Genomic DNA, 14,954 nt, shown 5'->3' with positions numbered 1-14,954 from the left:
TCACGGCCAAGGGGTCCGGACTGTCGCTTCTGTCGAGCAGCGGCGGCTTCCCGACCGGGCAGCCGGCCGCCGCGCGGTACCGCGCGGTCGCGCCCGGCTCCATCGACCTGTCCTCCCAGACCGACTACGCCTGCCTGCACACGACGCCCCCGTGCGCGGTTCCGATCGCGCTGTGGGCGGTGCACGTCCAGGTCGTGGACGTGTCGCACAGCGGCGGGCAGACCGTCACGACGACCACCGCGGACAACGGCCGCGCGCTCAGCCTGCGCGTCGGTGACACGCTCGTGGTGAGCCTGCCCAGCCAGTACGACCCACCCCCGAGCANCANCGGCGGGGTACTCGTCCAGCGCGACGTGAGCGGTGGCTATCCCACGAACCAGCCGCTNGTCGTCCACTACGTCGCCGCGGCGCCGGGACANGCGGACGTGACGACGAACACCGACTACCCGTGCGACCACGACCCGACCCCGTGCCCGGGACCGATCATGCGGTGGACGATCCACGTCACGGTGACGGCCTGACGCGTCGGGACGGCTCCACATCTGGTTACTGTGGGTGCATCTTCCCGTACGCCTCAGCTAGCGGCAGTGGGTTGATGTAGTCGCGGTAGGCGTGGATTTGGCCGTTCCGGAGATGGAAGACGGCTATCACTGACTGGTCCAGTGGGGCGCCGGTTTTGAGGACTGTGGCGTGGACGTCGTATTCGACTATGACGACGTCGGGGTCGGTGGTTTCGTGGATCACTACGTTGCGGTAGTCGTCGAATCTGAGGAAGCCCTGGGCCACCCTGGTCAGGTGGGCGCGGATCTCGGCGTGGCCCTGGACGCGGGCGGGCGCGCCCGGTGGGCGGTACGGCCACTCGATGTAGCCGTCGGGCGCCATGAGGGCCACCAGCGCCTCGACATCCAGAGAGCGGCCGGCCCGTAGTGCACGCTCGACGATCTCGCGGGACGTGACGGTCATGTTGAACGAGCGTAGAACGAAAGAGAGGCTCGGTCAACGGCCGTAGAATGAGCGTGTGACGGAACCGAGCCCGCGGCTGACCCGGGCGCAGCAGCGACGGCAGACCGAGGGGAAGATCCTCGCCGCGGCTCGGCAGATGTTCGCCGAGCTCGGCTTTGAGCGCACGACCATCCGGGCCGTCGCGAAGGCGGCCGGCGTGGACGGCGGCCTGGTCATGCACTACTTCGGGACGAAGGACGAGCTCTTCGCCCGGGCCGCCGAGCCATCCACCGGCGAGCTGACCGGCGCCGCCCCGGGGGAGATGGCCGAGGCCCTGCTCACCTCGCTGGCCACCCGGCTGGACGGCGAACCCGTCGCCTCCCTGGCCCTGCTGCGGTCGATGCTCACCAACCCCGACGCCGCCACACGCTACCGCGCCGCCGCCGAACCCCAGCTCGGCCAGATCGCCGCCGGGATCCCGGCCGACGACGCCCGGCTGCGCGCCGGCCTGCTCAGCGCCATCGTCCACGGCGTCATCATCGAGCGCTACCTCCTCCGGTTCGGGAGTCTGACCGACGCTTCGCCGGAGGAGATCATCGAGCTGCTCCGGCCCTGCTTTCAGCTCTTGGCCGCCGAACAAACACGCGCCGAGCAGCACGAATCCGCGGTGAATCCGCCGTGAAACCGGCCGCGCGCACTCTTCCCGGGAAAGCGAAACTCATCGGGAGGGAGCGGCGGCATGACCAGCGCAATCGCGGTCGACGGGCTGCGGAAGTCATTCGGGAGCACGAAGGTCCTCGACGGCATCGACTTCGAGGTCGCCGAGGGGACCACGTTCGCGCTGCTCGGGCCGAACGGGTCGGGTAAGACGACGACCGTGCAGATCCTGTCCACTTTGATCCATTCCGACGGCGGGCAGGTGCGGGTCGCCGGGCACGACCTGGCCGGCGAACCGCAAAAAGTACGCGGGGCGATCGGGGTGACCGGCCAGTTCTCGGCCGTCGACGACCTGCTCACCGGCGCGGAGAACCTGATGCTGATGGCCGACCTGCACCACCTCGACCGGGCGGAGGGCCGGCGCCGGACCGAGGAGTTGCTCGACCAGTTCGATCTCGGCGAGGCGGCCAAGCGGCTCGCGTCGACCTACTCCGGGGGCATGCGGCGCCGCCTCGACCTGGCGATGACGCTGATCGGCCGGCCGCGCGTGATCTTCCTGGACGAGCCGACGACCGGGCTCGATCCGCGGAGCCGCCGGATGATGTGGCAGACCGTGCGGGATCTCGTGGCCGGCGGCGTCACGATCTTCCTGACCACGCAGTACCTGGAGGAGGCCGACCAGCTCGCCGACCGGATCGCGGTGCTCGACGGGGGCAAGCTCGTCGCGGTGGGCACCCCCGAGGAGCTCAAGCGGGGGCTGCCCGGCGGGCACGTGCGCCTGACGTTCCCGGATGCGGCGACCCTGCAAGCCGCGGCCCGGGTCCTCAACAACCAACCCGACGACGAGACACTCACGATCGATGTGCCCGGCAGCGGCGTCCGCGAACTGCGGCTGCTGCTGGACAAGCTGGACCAGGCCGGTGTCGAGGTGGCGGACCTCTCCCTGCACACGCCCGATCTCGACGACGTCTTCCACGCCCTCACCGAGCGCGCCGAGGTGACCCGATGAGCGACGCGATGACGATGGTGCGCAGGAACTTCCGGCACACCCAGCGCAACCCGGGCGCGATCATCATGACGATCGGGCTGCCGGTCGTACTCCTGCTGCTGTTTGTCGGGGTTTTCGGAGGAGCGCTGCAGGCCGGCTCCCGGTCCGGAACCGACTACATCAACTACGTCGTGGCCGGTGTGCTGCTGATGACCGTCGGTTACGGCGCCACGACGACCGCGCTCGCGGTGAACCGGGACGTCACCACCGGGGTCATCGCCCGGTTCCGGACGATGGCGATCTCCCGCGCGTCGGTGCTGACCGGGCACGTCGTCGGGTCGACGGTACGCACGCTGCTCAGCGCGGTGCTGGTGGTGCTCGTCGCGTTCGCCCTCGGGCTGCGGGTCCACGGCGGCCCGCTCGGCTGGCTCGCCGCGGCCGGCCTCCTCGCGCTGCTCACGATCGCCATGACCTGGCTGGGCGTGGCCGCCGGGCTGTCCGCCAAGACGGCCGAGGGCGTGGCCCCGTTCACCCTGGTCATCCAGCTGCTGCCGTTCCTGAGCAGCGCGTTCGTGCCGCCGGAGTCGATGACCGGAGCCGTGCGCTGGTTCGCCGCGCACGAGCCGTTCACGCCCATCATCGACACGCTGCGCGGGCTGCTGCTCGGCACCTCGGTCGGCGACCGCTGGCTCGTCGCGGTCGGCTGGTGCCTGGTGCTCGCCCTGCTCGGCTATGTGTGGGCGCGCGCGCTGTTCAGGCGCGATCCCAACCGGTGACGAAGATCATCAAGACCCAGGCCGGCGTACGCGGAGACGGCCGACGCGTACGCCGCCGGGTCGGCTTCCATCGCGACCGAGCGCGCCCAGGCGAGCGACATGGTCGGCTGGAAGTCCTGCCGTACGCCGAATCGCTCCGCCAACGCGATCAGGTGCGCCTTGGCGCCGGCGTCCTCGGTCGAGACCGCGATGGCCAGGGCGAGCGTGCCGCAGCCGGGAAAATCCGCGGCCGACGCCGAGGGAAGCATCGCCGACAGCATGCCCGGCAGCGCCCCGGCGACGTCGGCGACCAGGTCGAGCCGTCCGTGCCGGGCATGGGCGACCACGGCGACCGCCGACACCTCCAGCGCCCACCGATCGTGGGTGTCCCGGAGCTGGTCGACGGCCTCCCGCCACAGTTCGAGGCCGCCGTCGATGTCGCCCCGGGAAAGAAGGATCTCGGCGCGGGCGCAGGCGTCGAACATCCGGCGGCCGGACTCCTCGAGCAGATCCGCGTCCCCGAGGTGGTCCAGTCCCTGCTCCGCCTCCTCGAACGCGCCGCGCTGCAGGTTGGCCAGCACGATCGCCCACCGGGCCCGCGCCGCACTGGGCCAGGCGCCGAGCTCCTCCATGAGTGACAACGCGGCGTTCAGATGGAGGTACGCCTCCCGTCCCGGGTCCACTTGCAGGCACAGCTCCCCGATCCGGGAGTGCGCGAGCGCCCGCATCCACGGGCCGGCGTCTCCCGTACGGTCGAGCATCCGCCGCGCCGACTCCAGCGCGCTGTCCAGATCGTTCGCGCTCTCGGCCAGGTAGCTGTGTGCGAAGTTGGCCGCCCCAGCGACCAGCGGCCGCTCACTGTCGCACAGCTCCCGCAGCGCCGCCAGGTTCGGCGCGCACAACGCGATCTGGGCGGCACCGACCATGGTGTCCGGGTCGGGCGGCGGCAGCCGGCGCAGCGTGACCAGCGCCCGGAGCGGCCGCGGCCCGCGGATGAGGAAGGCGCTCATCGCGCACCACACCGCCGCCGCCCGGGTCGCCTCGATGAGATCCGGCGCGGGCCGCAGCCGGGAGAGCGCCGGCGGCACATCGGCCGCGAGTCCCGCGAGCCGCGACAGGTTCGAGTCGGTGACCCACAAGGTGCCGAGCAGCGATGCCGCCGCCGCGATCGTGGCGTTGTCGTCCCGGTCGAAGGCGTACCGCAGCGCCTGCAGCAGGTTGTCCTGCTCCGCGCGGATCGCGTCGACGGCCCGGACGATCTCCGTGTCGAGACCCGAGTCGGGCTGCCGCATCGCGCAGTCACGCACCCACTCGAGGAACCGGTCGACGACCCGCTCGGTCTCCCCGGCCTCCTCCCGGCGCGCCACCCCGAACTCGCGCACGGTCTCCAGCATCCGCAGCCGGGTGCCCGCCTCCCCCTCGACCACCTGCAGCAACGACTGGTCCACGAGCCGCTCGACAATGCCGTCGTCCCCGGTCACGAACGCCGCCGCGTCCGCCGTGAATCCCCCCGAAAACACCGATAGCGTACGCATCGCCGACTGCGCCCCGGGTTCGAGCAGATGCCAGCTCCAGTCGATCACCGCGTGCAACGTCCGATGCCGCTCGGGCGCGTCCCGCCCACCCCCACGCAGCAGCGCGAACCGGTCGTCGAGCCGCTTGTTGATCTCGTCGACCGACATCACGCGTACGCGTGCCGCTGCCAACTCCGCGGCGAGCGGAAGCCCGTCCAACGAAGCGCACAACTCCCGCACCTCGGTGGGCGGAAGGCCGGCCGCAGGCCGAGCCGCCCGCGCACGCTGCGAAAACAACGCCACCATCGTCGTCAGGTCCAGGTGCGGAAGCGGATAAACCGCCTCCGAGGACAACCCGAGCGGCGCCCGGCTGGTGATCAGGATCCGCATCTCGGGAGTTCGAAAAACCAGCTCCCGTACGAGGTCAGCAGCCCCCGAAAGCACGTGCTCGCAGTTGTCCAACACGAGCAACCCGGCCCCGAGCGCCGTCACGATCCCGTCCACCGGCGACGGCGCGTCCCCCACGCCCACGGCCGACGCGACCTCCCCCAGGACATCGTCGTCCGTCGCCACGCCCGCGAGCTCCACAAAGTGCACGACCCGCTGCGGTGCCTCCCGCGCCACCGCGTGCGCGAGGCGAGTCTTCCCGAGCCCGCCGGCCCCGACGACCGACGTCACCCGGGCCTCCCGCAGCAGCCCGAGGACGGCCGCGATGTCCCCCGCCCGCCCCAGCAACGAATTCGGCTCGTGCCGCACCCCGCTCCGCAACACCGGCGCGTCGGCGGCCAACAGCTCCCGCTGCACCTGCTGAAGCGCCGCCCCCGGATCACTGCCCAGCTCGTCCCGCAGGCTCCGCCGATACTCCTCGTACCGCTCGAGCGCCGCCGAGTTCCCCACCACGGCCGCCTCGCAACGCAAGAGCTCGACCAGCAGCTCTTCGTCCCGGGTGCGTTCCTTCGCGAGCTCGGTCAGCGCCCCCAACGCCTCCCCCGCCAGCCCGAGCCGCGACAGGGCCAGCCCCTTGGCCCGCTCCAATTCCCCGCGCGTGTCACAACGTGCCGCCCTCAATTCCCCCAGCGGCCCGTCTCCCCCGGCTTCCGCCCCCTCGAACAGCGCAAGCCCCGCCTCGGCACTCGCCAACGCCGCCGCGTGCTCTCCCGCCCCCGCGAACCGCCGGCTCTCCGCCACCCTGACCAGCACCGCCGCCACGTCGACCTGCTCCTCGTCGAGCGCAAGCCGATACCCGCTGGCCGTACTGACGACAACCTCGGACCCCACCACGGCCCGCACCCGAGACACCAACGTCTGCAACGCCTTGGCCGGATGCTCAGGCAGCTCCTCGGCCCACAACGACTCCACCAGCCGCCCGGCCCCGCACCCCACCCTCAGCTCCTCGGCAAGCAACGCCAGCAGGCCACCGAGCCGCCCCCCGCGGATGGCCACCCCATCCCAGGAAACCGCCCCCAACAGCCTCAGCCGAACCACACCCGCCACGCTATCCACCCCACCCTGCACCCAGCGATCCCCGGCGAGTGCGATGCATCCAATAAGCTGATAATATAGTCAGGTTATTGGATAAGTCGCGGCTACCTCGAAGGACGAAGCAACCATGAGCAGAGCTGCCGCGCCACCCCTCATGGCCATCTTCCGCAGCCAGGTCCAGGCAGAGATTCTCACGCTGGTCATGCTCTCGCCCGGTCGGCACTCGATGTCCGACCTGGCTACCAAGCTTGATACTCCCTATGCCACGGTCCATCGGGAAGTGGAGCGCCTCGTCGACGCCGGTCTGATCAAAGACAGTCGCGTCGGACGCTCCCGGCTTCTGAGCCCCAATACGGCCAGCCCCGCTTACCGACCGCTCCGCGACCTCGTGCTCGTCGCGTTCGGTCCCCGAGAGGTCATCACACAAGAGTTCAGTAACCTGGACGGCCTCGAAGGTCTCCTGATCTACGGCTCCTGGGCCGCCCGATACAGCGGCCAGGACGGCCCAGAGCCCGGCGACATCGACGTCCTTGTCATCGGCAACGTGGATCGAGACGACGCCTACGACGCCGCCGAACGAGCACAAGACCGCCTGGAGCGCGAGGTGAACCCTCAGTTCTTCACCACTGCCCGCTGGCACGAAGGCAACACCCCGTTCCTCACCGAAGTGAAGCAGCGCCCGCTGGTCACGTTGATAGCGCCGCCCAAACCCACCCAGACAACCGTCGAGACCCGGAGTGAGACGCAATGAGCTGGCCGAAAAGGCATTGACGGCCGTTCTCCGGCAACAGGGCCTCCGGCCGACCCGCGAAGGCGGTCACGAGGTGGTCATCCGAGCGGCGGAGGCCCAACTCGTGCCACCCGCCGGACCGATTCTGCGTCCCTACCGGCGCCTCCGTCGCATCCGCGGTGGTGGTGACTACCAAGCCTCCGAAGGCGCCGTAAACCCGGAAGACATCGAAGCGGACCTTCCCGTCGCGGAAAGGATCGTCGACTCCGCCGCCGATGTCGTGCCTCATATGCCGGTTTTCACGCCGCGCCGCTAGGAAGCTCGCGGGCCGGGCATCAGGGCTTTCAGGATGCTTTCAGCGGCCCATCAGCGGTTCCCCGCACCCTGACATCGCCCGTTGATCGGTCCCGGTCGACGTGCGCACGGGGGCTGGAGGGCCGCGATGCACCTACCTCGGAGGACACACACTCGGACGTGGGCGCTCGTCGCCGCCGTCGCCATCGCGCTCCTCGGGCTGCCGGCGCCCGCGCAGTCCGCGCCGTCCGCGCCGTCCGACCCGGCCAACCCGGCCGACGTTCAGCCGGTCTGTGACACGGCGCAGGTCGGACATGTCACCTGCTTCGCCCTGCGCCGCGCCGACGTGGGCGGCGGTCAGGGGCTGCAACGCGCGCTCGCCCCGGCCGGCTTCGGAGCGGACGATCTGCGTTCGGCGTACGGCCTTCCGCCCGACGGCGGCGCCGGGCAGACGGTCGCCATCGTGGATGCGTACGACGACCCCAACGCCGAGGCCGATCTGGCCGTCTACCGCGCGCAGTTCGGCCTGCCCGCGTGCACCTCGGCCGACGGCTGCTTCCGCAAGGTCGACCAGCGCGGCGGCACCGGTTACCCGAACCGCGACTCCGCCTGGGCCGGCGAGATCTCGCTCGACCTGGACATGGTGTCGGCCGCCGCGCCCCTCGCGCACCTCGTGCTGGTCGAGGCGGACAGCAACCGGAACGAGGACATGCTGGCCGCGGTGGACCAGGCCGTCGCGCAGGGGGCGAAGTTCGTCTCCAACAGCTACGGCGAGGTGTACACCGGCAGCGACGAGGACCCGTCCGAGACGACCGACCTGGATGCGCACTACAACCACCCGGGCGTCGCGATGGTGGCCGCCTCCGGCGATCGCGGCTTCGGTGTGGTGTACCCGGCCGCGTCCCAGTTCGTGACGGCGGCCGGCGGCACCTCGCTGGTCCGCGACGACAGCGTCCGCGGCTTCTCCGAAACGGTCTGGAACAACGCCTACGGCGCGCCGGGCAGCGGCTGCTCGGCGTTCGAACCGAAGCCGGCGTTCCAGAACGACACCGGCTGCGATATGCGCGCGATCGCCGACGTGGCGGCCGTATCCGATCCGCTCACCGGCGTCGCGGTCTATGACACGTACGGCGTCGAAGGTTTTGGTTGGGGCGTTTTCGGCGGCACCAGCGTCGCGGCACCGATCATCGCCGGCGTCTACGCGGTGGCCGGCACGCCGGCACCGAACACCTACCCCAATTCCTATCCGTACGCCCACCGCACCGCCCTCAACGATGTGACCTCGGGGAACAACGGCTCCTGCACGACCTCGTACCTGTGCACCGCCGGCGCCGGATACGACGGCCCGACCGGCCTCGGCACCCCGGCCGGCCCGGAGGCGTTCGCGATCGGCCCGCACGGCACCCTCACCGGCACAGTGACCGACAGCGCCACCGGCACGCCGATCGGCGGGGCCGCGGTTCGCGCCGGCGGCAGCTCGACGATCACCGACGCGCAAGGGCGGTACACGCTCGTGCTGCCCGCCGGCACGGACGACGTGACCGTCGACGCGTACGGATACACCGGGGCGAACGCGTCCGGCGTGATCATCGCCGACGGCGCGACCATCACCAGAGACATCGCGCTCGACCCGTTGCCCCGCTCCACGATCAGCGGGACGGTGACCGACGGCTCCGGGCACGGCTGGCCGCTGTCCGCGAAGATCACCGTGGACGGGGTGCCGGGCGGGCCGGTGTTCACCGACCCGTACACCGGGCGCTACAGCCTCGCGCTCCCCCGGGGCCGGACGTACACGGCGCACGTGACCGCCAACTACCCCGGGTATCAACCGGTCGACTTGAGCCTGCCGCTCGGTTCCGACGACGTACACCGGGATCTGTCGGTGCCGATCGATGCCGCCGATTGCACGGCACCCGGCTGGACGACGCACTACGCGGGTGTCCACGAAACCTTCGACTCCACCGACACGCCGGCGGGCTGGACGGTCGGCTACGCCACCCCGCCCGAGGCCGATGGCTGGCATTTCGACGACCCGAAGACGTACCGGAACCGCAGCGGCGGCACCGGCCACTTCGCGATGGCGGACAGCCTCGGTAACCTCAAGCGCGAGGACACGACCCTCACCTCACCGGAGACGGATCTGTCCGGTGTGGACGATCCGGCGCTCAGTTTCGACACCGAATACCTCCCCTACTTCGGCCCCTCGACGGCCGACGTCGAGGTCAGCGCCGACGGCGGCACGACCTGGGCCGACGTCTGGCACCACGACACCGACGCGCTGGCCGGGCCGGCGCACGTGGACATCCCGCTGCCCGGCGCGGCCCACGCCGCGCGGGTCGTCGCCCGCTTCCACTACACCGCCACCACCGCGACCTGGTGGCAGCTGGACAACGTGCTGCTCGGCACGCGCAGCTGCGACAAGGTCGGCGGCGGGCTGGTGCTGGGCCGGGTGACCGACGCGAACACCGGCGCCGGTGTCGGCGGCGCCACGGTGGCCAGTGTGGACGTTCCGGCGGACAAGGGCACGAGCGCCGGCGACGGCTCTTACTGGATGTTCTCCTCCGCCACCGGCGGCCACCCCTTCACGGCTGCTCGGCGCGCATACAGCACGGTGACGCACACCGTGAACGTGGCCGCGGAATCGATCACCCGCAGCGACGTCGCGCTGCCGGCCGGTCGCGTCGCGGCCTCACCGGCGACCATCGGCAAGACGGTCGCCTGGGCCACGCCCACCACGGCCAAGCTGACGCTCACGAACACCGGGACCGCGCCGGCCACCGTGTCGCTGGCCGAACAGCCGGGCAACTTCCAGCTGCTCGCCCGCGGCGGCGCGGCACCGCAGGTGGTGAAGACGAAGGTCACGCCGCTCGCGCTGTCCGCCACCGCTTCCGCGAAGCCGGCCACCGCGGCTCCGGCCGACGTCAACCCGTCCGCCGCGCCGTGGACCTCGATCGCCGACTACCCGGTGCCGATCCAGGACAACCTGGTCGACGTGTTCGGCGGGAAGGTCTACTCCGCGTACGGCTGGGACGGGACCGCCTATGTCGCGGACCTCTACGTGTACGACCCGGACACCGGCACCTGGACCAAGCAGGCCCGGGCGGCGGACATCCGCGAGGCGCCGGTCGGCGGCTTCATCGCGGACCGGTTGTACGCGACCGGCGGCTGGGGCGCCGACCGCCAGCCCGACCCGAAGACCGAGGCGTACGACCCGGACACGAACACCTGGACGACGGTCGCGGACAATCCGCAGCCGGCGGCCGGGGCCGGATCGGCAACCCTGAAGAGCCGGCTGTACGTGATCGGCGGGTGCAACCGGTCCAGCTGCGGCCGCACCGACGTGCACGTGTACGACCCGGCGACCGACTCCTGGACCACCGCGGCCGACTACCCCGAGCCGATCTCCTGGCCGTCGTGCGGCGCCCTGGCCGGCAAGGTCTACTGCGCCGGCGGCACGACCACCGACGCGGGGGTGGCGCACACCTACGTCTACGACCCGGCCACGAACGCCTGGACCCAACGCGCCTCGATGCCGGCCGATCTCTGGGCCTCCGCACACGCCGCGGCGAACGGCCGCTTGCTGGTCTCCGGCGGAGCCATCGACGACGGCGTCGCCATAACCAACCAGGGCTACGCGTACGACCCGGCGGCCGACACGTGGACCAGCCTGCCGAACTCGAACGACACGCTCTACCGCGGCGGCAGCGCCTGCGGCCTGTACCGGATTGGCGGCGTGCCCGCCGGCCTGTTCGTGGCCCCGCTGCCCCGTTCCGAGGTGCTGCCCGGTTTCACCGACTGCGCCCCGGTCGCGGACGTGCCGTGGCTCTCCGAGAGCGCCACCCAGGTGACCATCCGCCCCGGCGGCCACACCACGGTCACCCTGACCCTGGACCCCACCGTCGCGTCGATCACCCAGCCCGGGACGTACCCGGCATCCCTGGTCCTGACCACCGACACGCCGTACCAGACCCCACCGGTGGACGTCACCATGACGGTCAAGCCACCGGCCACGTGGGGCAAGATCGCCGGCACCCTCACCAGCACCGACGGCAGGCTGCTGACCGGCGCCACCGTCCAGATCGAAACCTGGGCGAACAGCTACACCCTGAGAACCGACAAGACCGGCCAGTACGCCCTGTGGCTGGACGTCCGCAACAACCCCCTCCAGGTCATCGCGGCCAAGGACGGCTACCAGCCCCAGGTCAAGACCGCCAAAATCACCAGGGCCACAACCACGACGCTCGACTTCACCCTGAAACCGACGCCATAGCACCAGCCGGATGACCTTCAATGAGATCGCCCTGCGGCCGCCGCCCAGGTCGGCGTATCCACTGCTCATCGTCGGCGAGCGCGTCAGCCGGCGAAGTGCCGCGGCGTTGCGCGACGCCGGTATCCAGTTCGTCGACGCACTGGGGAACGCGTACCTCACGATCGACGACGTGCTTGTCGAGCTACAGGGGCGTACCGAGCCGGTCGGCCGCGTTCAGGCACGCAGTCCTCGTGCCGCCCAGCCCCGGCAGTCGGTCAATATCTTCAGTGCGCGTCGCTCGCAGGTCGCACTCGCCCTGCTCACATGGCCGGAACTCGCGACCGGAAATGTCCGGGCCGTCGCTACCGCCGCCGGAGTCTCACTTGGCCAGGCACACGACGCATTGACGCAACTCGAGCGGGCCGGATTTCTCGTGCCTGGCTCGAGAAGGCTGGATCGGACCGACGACCTGCTCGACTACTGGGCAGCCGCGTATCCGAGCGGCCTGGGCCGGCGACTGGAGCTCGCTCGATACCACGGCGACGCGACAACGCCGGTCAAGGTGCCGAGGGACGACCAGGCGCTCTATCTCAGCGGCGAATCCGCCAAGGGAACAATCCTCGTCAGTCCCGCAACGCTGACGGCTTACGTCGATGCAGTTGATCCCATGCTGCCCATCGTCAACCGATGGAGTGCCAGCCCCGGCCGTGTGCCGAACGTCTTCATCCGACAGAAGTTCTGGGTCTCGCCGCTCCCCGAGGAAGAGGAGCCCGCGCCAGGCGGGCGGAATGCCCCGTGGCCGCTCGTCTACGCCGACCTGATCGCGGTCGGCGATCCCCGCTTGAACGAGGCCGCGAGGGATTGGAGGACCCGCCGTGCTCGACCTGGCGAGGTGTGACCCGACGGTATTGCACCTGGTCGACGCCGTGGTCACCGAGCTCGTCGCAACGTCGACGCGCGTACGCCGCCTTGAAATTGGAAGCGTGGTTGGACCGCAGTGCGACCGGCGGGTACCGGGACGCCGTCGACATCGCAACGATCATCTACTGGTACGCGAAGTCCACCGAACTAATTGCGTATCTCTACGACGATCCCGAAGGTCAGGTCGTTCTGATCGACAACGGCTGATCCGAGCCATGGAGCGCGGCCTGGGACTCCCCAGTTCCGACTAACGCCACCTCGCCCGGCGCCCTCTCCCGACGGCGTAGATCTCCGGCCGGAGGAAGTTAGTCTCGGCTGCGTGCGGCCTGATCTGACCGAGCTGAGAGACCTGCTGACGCGGCATGCCGGGCAGACCGCGTTGGCGGGGGTCACGGTGCTGTCCTCGACGACGCCGACCGAGCCGATGACCGGCCTGATGAGCCCGACCTTCGTCGTGGTCGCGCAGGGCTCGAAGCGCACGACGATCGCCGATCAGGTGCTGACGTACGGTGCCGGGGATTTCCTGATCGCCTCGCTGGACCTGCCGGTCGTCGCCCACGTGGCGGAGGCCAGCCGGGAAGCGCCGTACCTCGTCGTCGGTGTGCCGCTGCGCCCGGAGCTGATCGCCGAGCTGGTGTTGCATGTGCCTTCCCACGCCGTCGGGGAGGGCCCCGGCTTCGCGGTCGGGCGCGTCACCGGCGACCTGCTCGATCCGCTCGTCCGGCTGCTCCGGCTGCTGGACCGGCCGGCCGACATCCCGGTGCTGGCCGCCGGCATCGAGCGCGAGCTGGTCTGGCGGCTGCTCACCAGCGAACAGAGCGAGCAGGGCGCGATCGTCCGGTCGATCGGGCTGGCCGACAGCAGCCTCGCGCGGATCGGGCGGGCGATCAGCTGGATCCGGGAGAACTACACCGACCTGTTCCGGGTCGAGGACGCCGCCCGCGTCGCCGGGATGAGCGCCACCTCGTTCCACCGGCACTTCCGGGCGGCCACGACGATGAGCCCGCTGCAGTTCCAGAAGCAGCTGCGCCTGCAGGAGGCCCGCAATCGCCTCCTGGCCGATCCGCACGGCGTGGCGGAGGTCGGATTCGCGGTCGGGTACGAGAGCGTCTCGCAGTTCACCCGGGAGTACCGGCGCCTGTTCGGCCTGCCGCCGGGGCAGGACGCGCTGCGGTTGCGCCGGGTGCCGCCGGCCTCCCGGCAGCCGGTTTGATCTTGGAAGGATCGGGCAAGCGATTGATCGTTCCGGGCTTTCCGCTCATTTCGGGGCGACGTGTACTGGGGTCATGCCGCTTGACCACTACCTCACCCTCGGCCGTTCCGGCCTGCGCGTCAGCCCGTTCACCCTGGGCACCATGACCTTCGGCGACCCCGAGGGCTGGGGCGCCGACGCCACCACCTCCGCCGCCATGCTCACCGAGTACCTGGAGCGTGGCGGCAACTCGATCGACACCGCGAACGTGTACACCGCCGGCAACTCCGAGCGGATCATCGGCGACTACCTGGCCGACCGGCCCGGCCTGCGCGACCGTCTCGTCCTGGGCACGAAGTTCTTCGCCTCCCTGCGCCCCGGCGACCCCAACGCCGGCGGCGCCGGTCGCAAGGCGATGATCGCCGCGCTCGAGGACTCGCTGCGCCGCCTGCGTACCGACTACGTCGACATCTACTGGCTGCACAACTGGGATCGCGCCACCCCCATCGAGGAGACGTTGCGCGCCCTCGACGACCTGGTCACATCCGGCAAGATTCGGTACGTCGGGGTGTCCGACCTGCCGGCGTTCAAGGCCGCCGAGGCCAGTCTCGTCGCGCAGTTCCGCGGGTGGGCGCCGGTCATCGCCATGCAGGTTGAATACTCGCTGCTGGCCCGTACGCCCGAAGGTGAACTTCTCCCGATGGCGCAGGAGCGTGGCATCGGCGTCCTGCCCTGGGGGCCGCTGCGCGGCAGCCTGCTCTCCGGCAAGTGGTCCCGGGGCGCCGCCGCCGAGACCACTCGCAGCTGGGTCCGGCCGACCGAGTCCGACTACGCCGTCATCGACGTCCTCGACGAGGTGGCCGCCGAGTCCGGTCACACTCCCGCCGCGGTCGCCCTCTCCTGGGTCCAGAACCGCCCGGCGATCACGTCCACCCTGATCGGCGCCCGCCGCCTCGATCAGCTCCGCACCAACCTGGACGCCGTCGACGTCGCGCTGACCGCGGACCAGACCGCCCGGCTCGATGCCGTCTCGACACCGACGCTCAACTTCCCGGCGGACAACAACCGTACGCTGGCTCCGGATTTGGCCTTTGCCGGAGCAACCGTCGACGGAACGGCGACCAAGGTGGCGCCGGCCCTGGCCGCCCGGCTCAATCGTTAACAGACCTTCCTATCCCGAGATATTCATGCTTCTATATCTCCACCCCTTATCTCGGGACTTGAATTAAC

At 70.4% G+C, this 14,954-nt stretch carries 12 protein-coding genes; 10 read left to right on the top strand and 2 right to left on the bottom strand.

The features are described 5' to 3' along the window. Positions 1–546: 546 nt before the first annotated feature. Complete coding sequence (locus A3CQ_RS0135470; RefSeq protein ID WP_020515705.1) at positions 547–963, bottom strand: nuclear transport factor 2 family protein; 417 nt, start codon at positions 961–963, stop codon at positions 547–549. Positions 964–1,018: 55 nt separating this feature from the next. On the opposite strand from A3CQ_RS0135470, the gene A3CQ_RS0135465 reads away from it, so the two are divergent. Genes A3CQ_RS0135465 through A3CQ_RS0135455 form a run of 3 tightly spaced genes read left to right on the top strand, consistent with a single transcriptional unit; the run spans position 1,019 to position 3,363 of the window. Then, positions 1,019–1,624, top strand: a complete 606-nt coding sequence (locus A3CQ_RS0135465; RefSeq protein WP_020515704.1) for a TetR/AcrR family transcriptional regulator — start codon at positions 1,019–1,021, stop codon at positions 1,622–1,624. Between the two features lie 57 nt (positions 1,625–1,681). Continuing rightward, positions 1,682–2,608 carry a daunorubicin resistance protein DrrA family ABC transporter ATP-binding protein gene (locus A3CQ_RS0135460; RefSeq protein ID WP_020515703.1) on the top strand — a complete coding sequence of 309 codons (927 nt, stop codon included), beginning with the start codon at positions 1,682–1,684 and terminating at the stop codon, positions 2,606–2,608. Beyond that, entirely contained in the window at positions 2,605–3,363 is a 759-nt protein-coding gene (locus A3CQ_RS0135455) for an ABC transporter permease (protein WP_020515702.1), read from the top strand. Before A3CQ_RS0135460 ends, A3CQ_RS0135455 begins: the two co-directional genes overlap by 4 nt. Here the strand turns inward: A3CQ_RS0135455 and A3CQ_RS0135450 are convergent. Continuing rightward, positions 3,318–6,341 carry an ATP-binding protein gene (locus tag A3CQ_RS0135450; protein WP_020515701.1) on the bottom strand — a complete coding sequence of 1,008 codons (3,024 nt, stop codon included), beginning with the start codon at positions 6,339–6,341 and terminating at the stop codon, positions 3,318–3,320. The genes A3CQ_RS0135455 and A3CQ_RS0135450 overlap by 46 nt on opposite strands. 124 nt (positions 6,342–6,465) lie before the next feature. On the opposite strand from A3CQ_RS0135450, the gene A3CQ_RS55190 reads away from it, so the two are divergent. From A3CQ_RS55190 to A3CQ_RS0135420, 7 genes are all read left to right on the top strand, one after another. After that, positions 6,466–7,089: a winged helix-turn-helix domain-containing protein gene (locus A3CQ_RS55190; RefSeq protein WP_063713640.1), complete on the top strand. Its 624-nt coding sequence runs from the start codon at positions 6,466–6,468 to the stop codon at positions 7,087–7,089. After that, positions 7,076–7,384, top strand: coding sequence for a hypothetical protein (locus A3CQ_RS61265; RefSeq protein ID WP_157296726.1), 309 nt, complete (start codon positions 7,076–7,078; stop codon positions 7,382–7,384). Before A3CQ_RS55190 ends, A3CQ_RS61265 begins: the two co-directional genes overlap by 14 nt. Positions 7,385–7,510: 126 nt before the next feature. Beyond that, complete coding sequence (locus A3CQ_RS0135440) at positions 7,511–11,632, top strand: carboxypeptidase regulatory-like domain-containing protein (RefSeq protein WP_020515699.1); 4,122 nt, start codon at positions 7,511–7,513, stop codon at positions 11,630–11,632. A gap of 10 nt (positions 11,633–11,642) precedes the next feature. Continuing rightward, positions 11,643–12,509, top strand: coding sequence for a type IV toxin-antitoxin system AbiEi family antitoxin (locus A3CQ_RS0135435; protein WP_020515698.1), 867 nt, complete (start codon positions 11,643–11,645; stop codon positions 12,507–12,509). Between the two features lie 89 nt (positions 12,510–12,598). Further along, complete coding sequence (locus A3CQ_RS61260) at positions 12,599–12,739, top strand: hypothetical protein (RefSeq protein WP_020515697.1); 141 nt, start codon at positions 12,599–12,601, stop codon at positions 12,737–12,739. A 112-nt stretch (positions 12,740–12,851) separates the two neighbouring features. Continuing rightward, a complete protein-coding gene (locus A3CQ_RS0135425) occupies positions 12,852–13,745 on the top strand; it encodes an AraC family transcriptional regulator (protein WP_020515696.1) in 894 nt (297 codons plus the stop codon). Positions 13,746–13,818: 73 nt separating this feature from the next. Then, complete coding sequence (locus A3CQ_RS0135420; RefSeq protein ID WP_020515695.1) at positions 13,819–14,886, top strand: aldo/keto reductase; 1,068 nt, start codon at positions 13,819–13,821, stop codon at positions 14,884–14,886. Positions 14,887–14,954 lie beyond the last annotated feature (68 nt).

Source organism: Paractinoplanes globisporus DSM 43857, from assembly GCF_000379645.1.
GTDB lineage: Bacteria > Actinomycetota > Actinomycetes > Mycobacteriales > Micromonosporaceae > Actinoplanes > Actinoplanes globisporus.
Note: the sequence above shows the minus strand (reverse complement) of the source record. Positions and strands in the feature narration are given on the sequence as shown.

Bases quoted from the DNA above. Each gene is read 5' to 3' on its own strand.
- A3CQ_RS0135470 (WP_020515705.1), bottom strand. From the start codon at position 963: ATGACCGTCACGTCCCGCGAGATCGTCGAGCGTGCACTACGGGCCGGC.
- A3CQ_RS0135460 (WP_020515703.1), top strand. From the start codon at position 1,682: ATGACCAGCGCAATCGCGGTCGACGGGCTGCGGAAGTCATTCGGGAGC.
- A3CQ_RS0135455 (WP_020515702.1), top strand. From the start codon at position 2,605: ATGAGCGACGCGATGACGATGGTGCGCAGGAACTTCCGGCACACCCAG.
- A3CQ_RS55190 (WP_063713640.1), top strand. From the start codon at position 6,466: ATGAGCAGAGCTGCCGCGCCACCCCTCATGGCCATCTTCCGCAGCCAG.
- A3CQ_RS0135440 (WP_020515699.1), top strand. From the start codon at position 7,511: ATGCACCTACCTCGGAGGACACACACTCGGACGTGGGCGCTCGTCGCC.
- A3CQ_RS0135435 (WP_020515698.1), top strand. From the start codon at position 11,643: ATGACCTTCAATGAGATCGCCCTGCGGCCGCCGCCCAGGTCGGCGTAT.
- A3CQ_RS0135420 (WP_020515695.1), top strand. From the start codon at position 13,819: ATGCCGCTTGACCACTACCTCACCCTCGGCCGTTCCGGCCTGCGCGTC.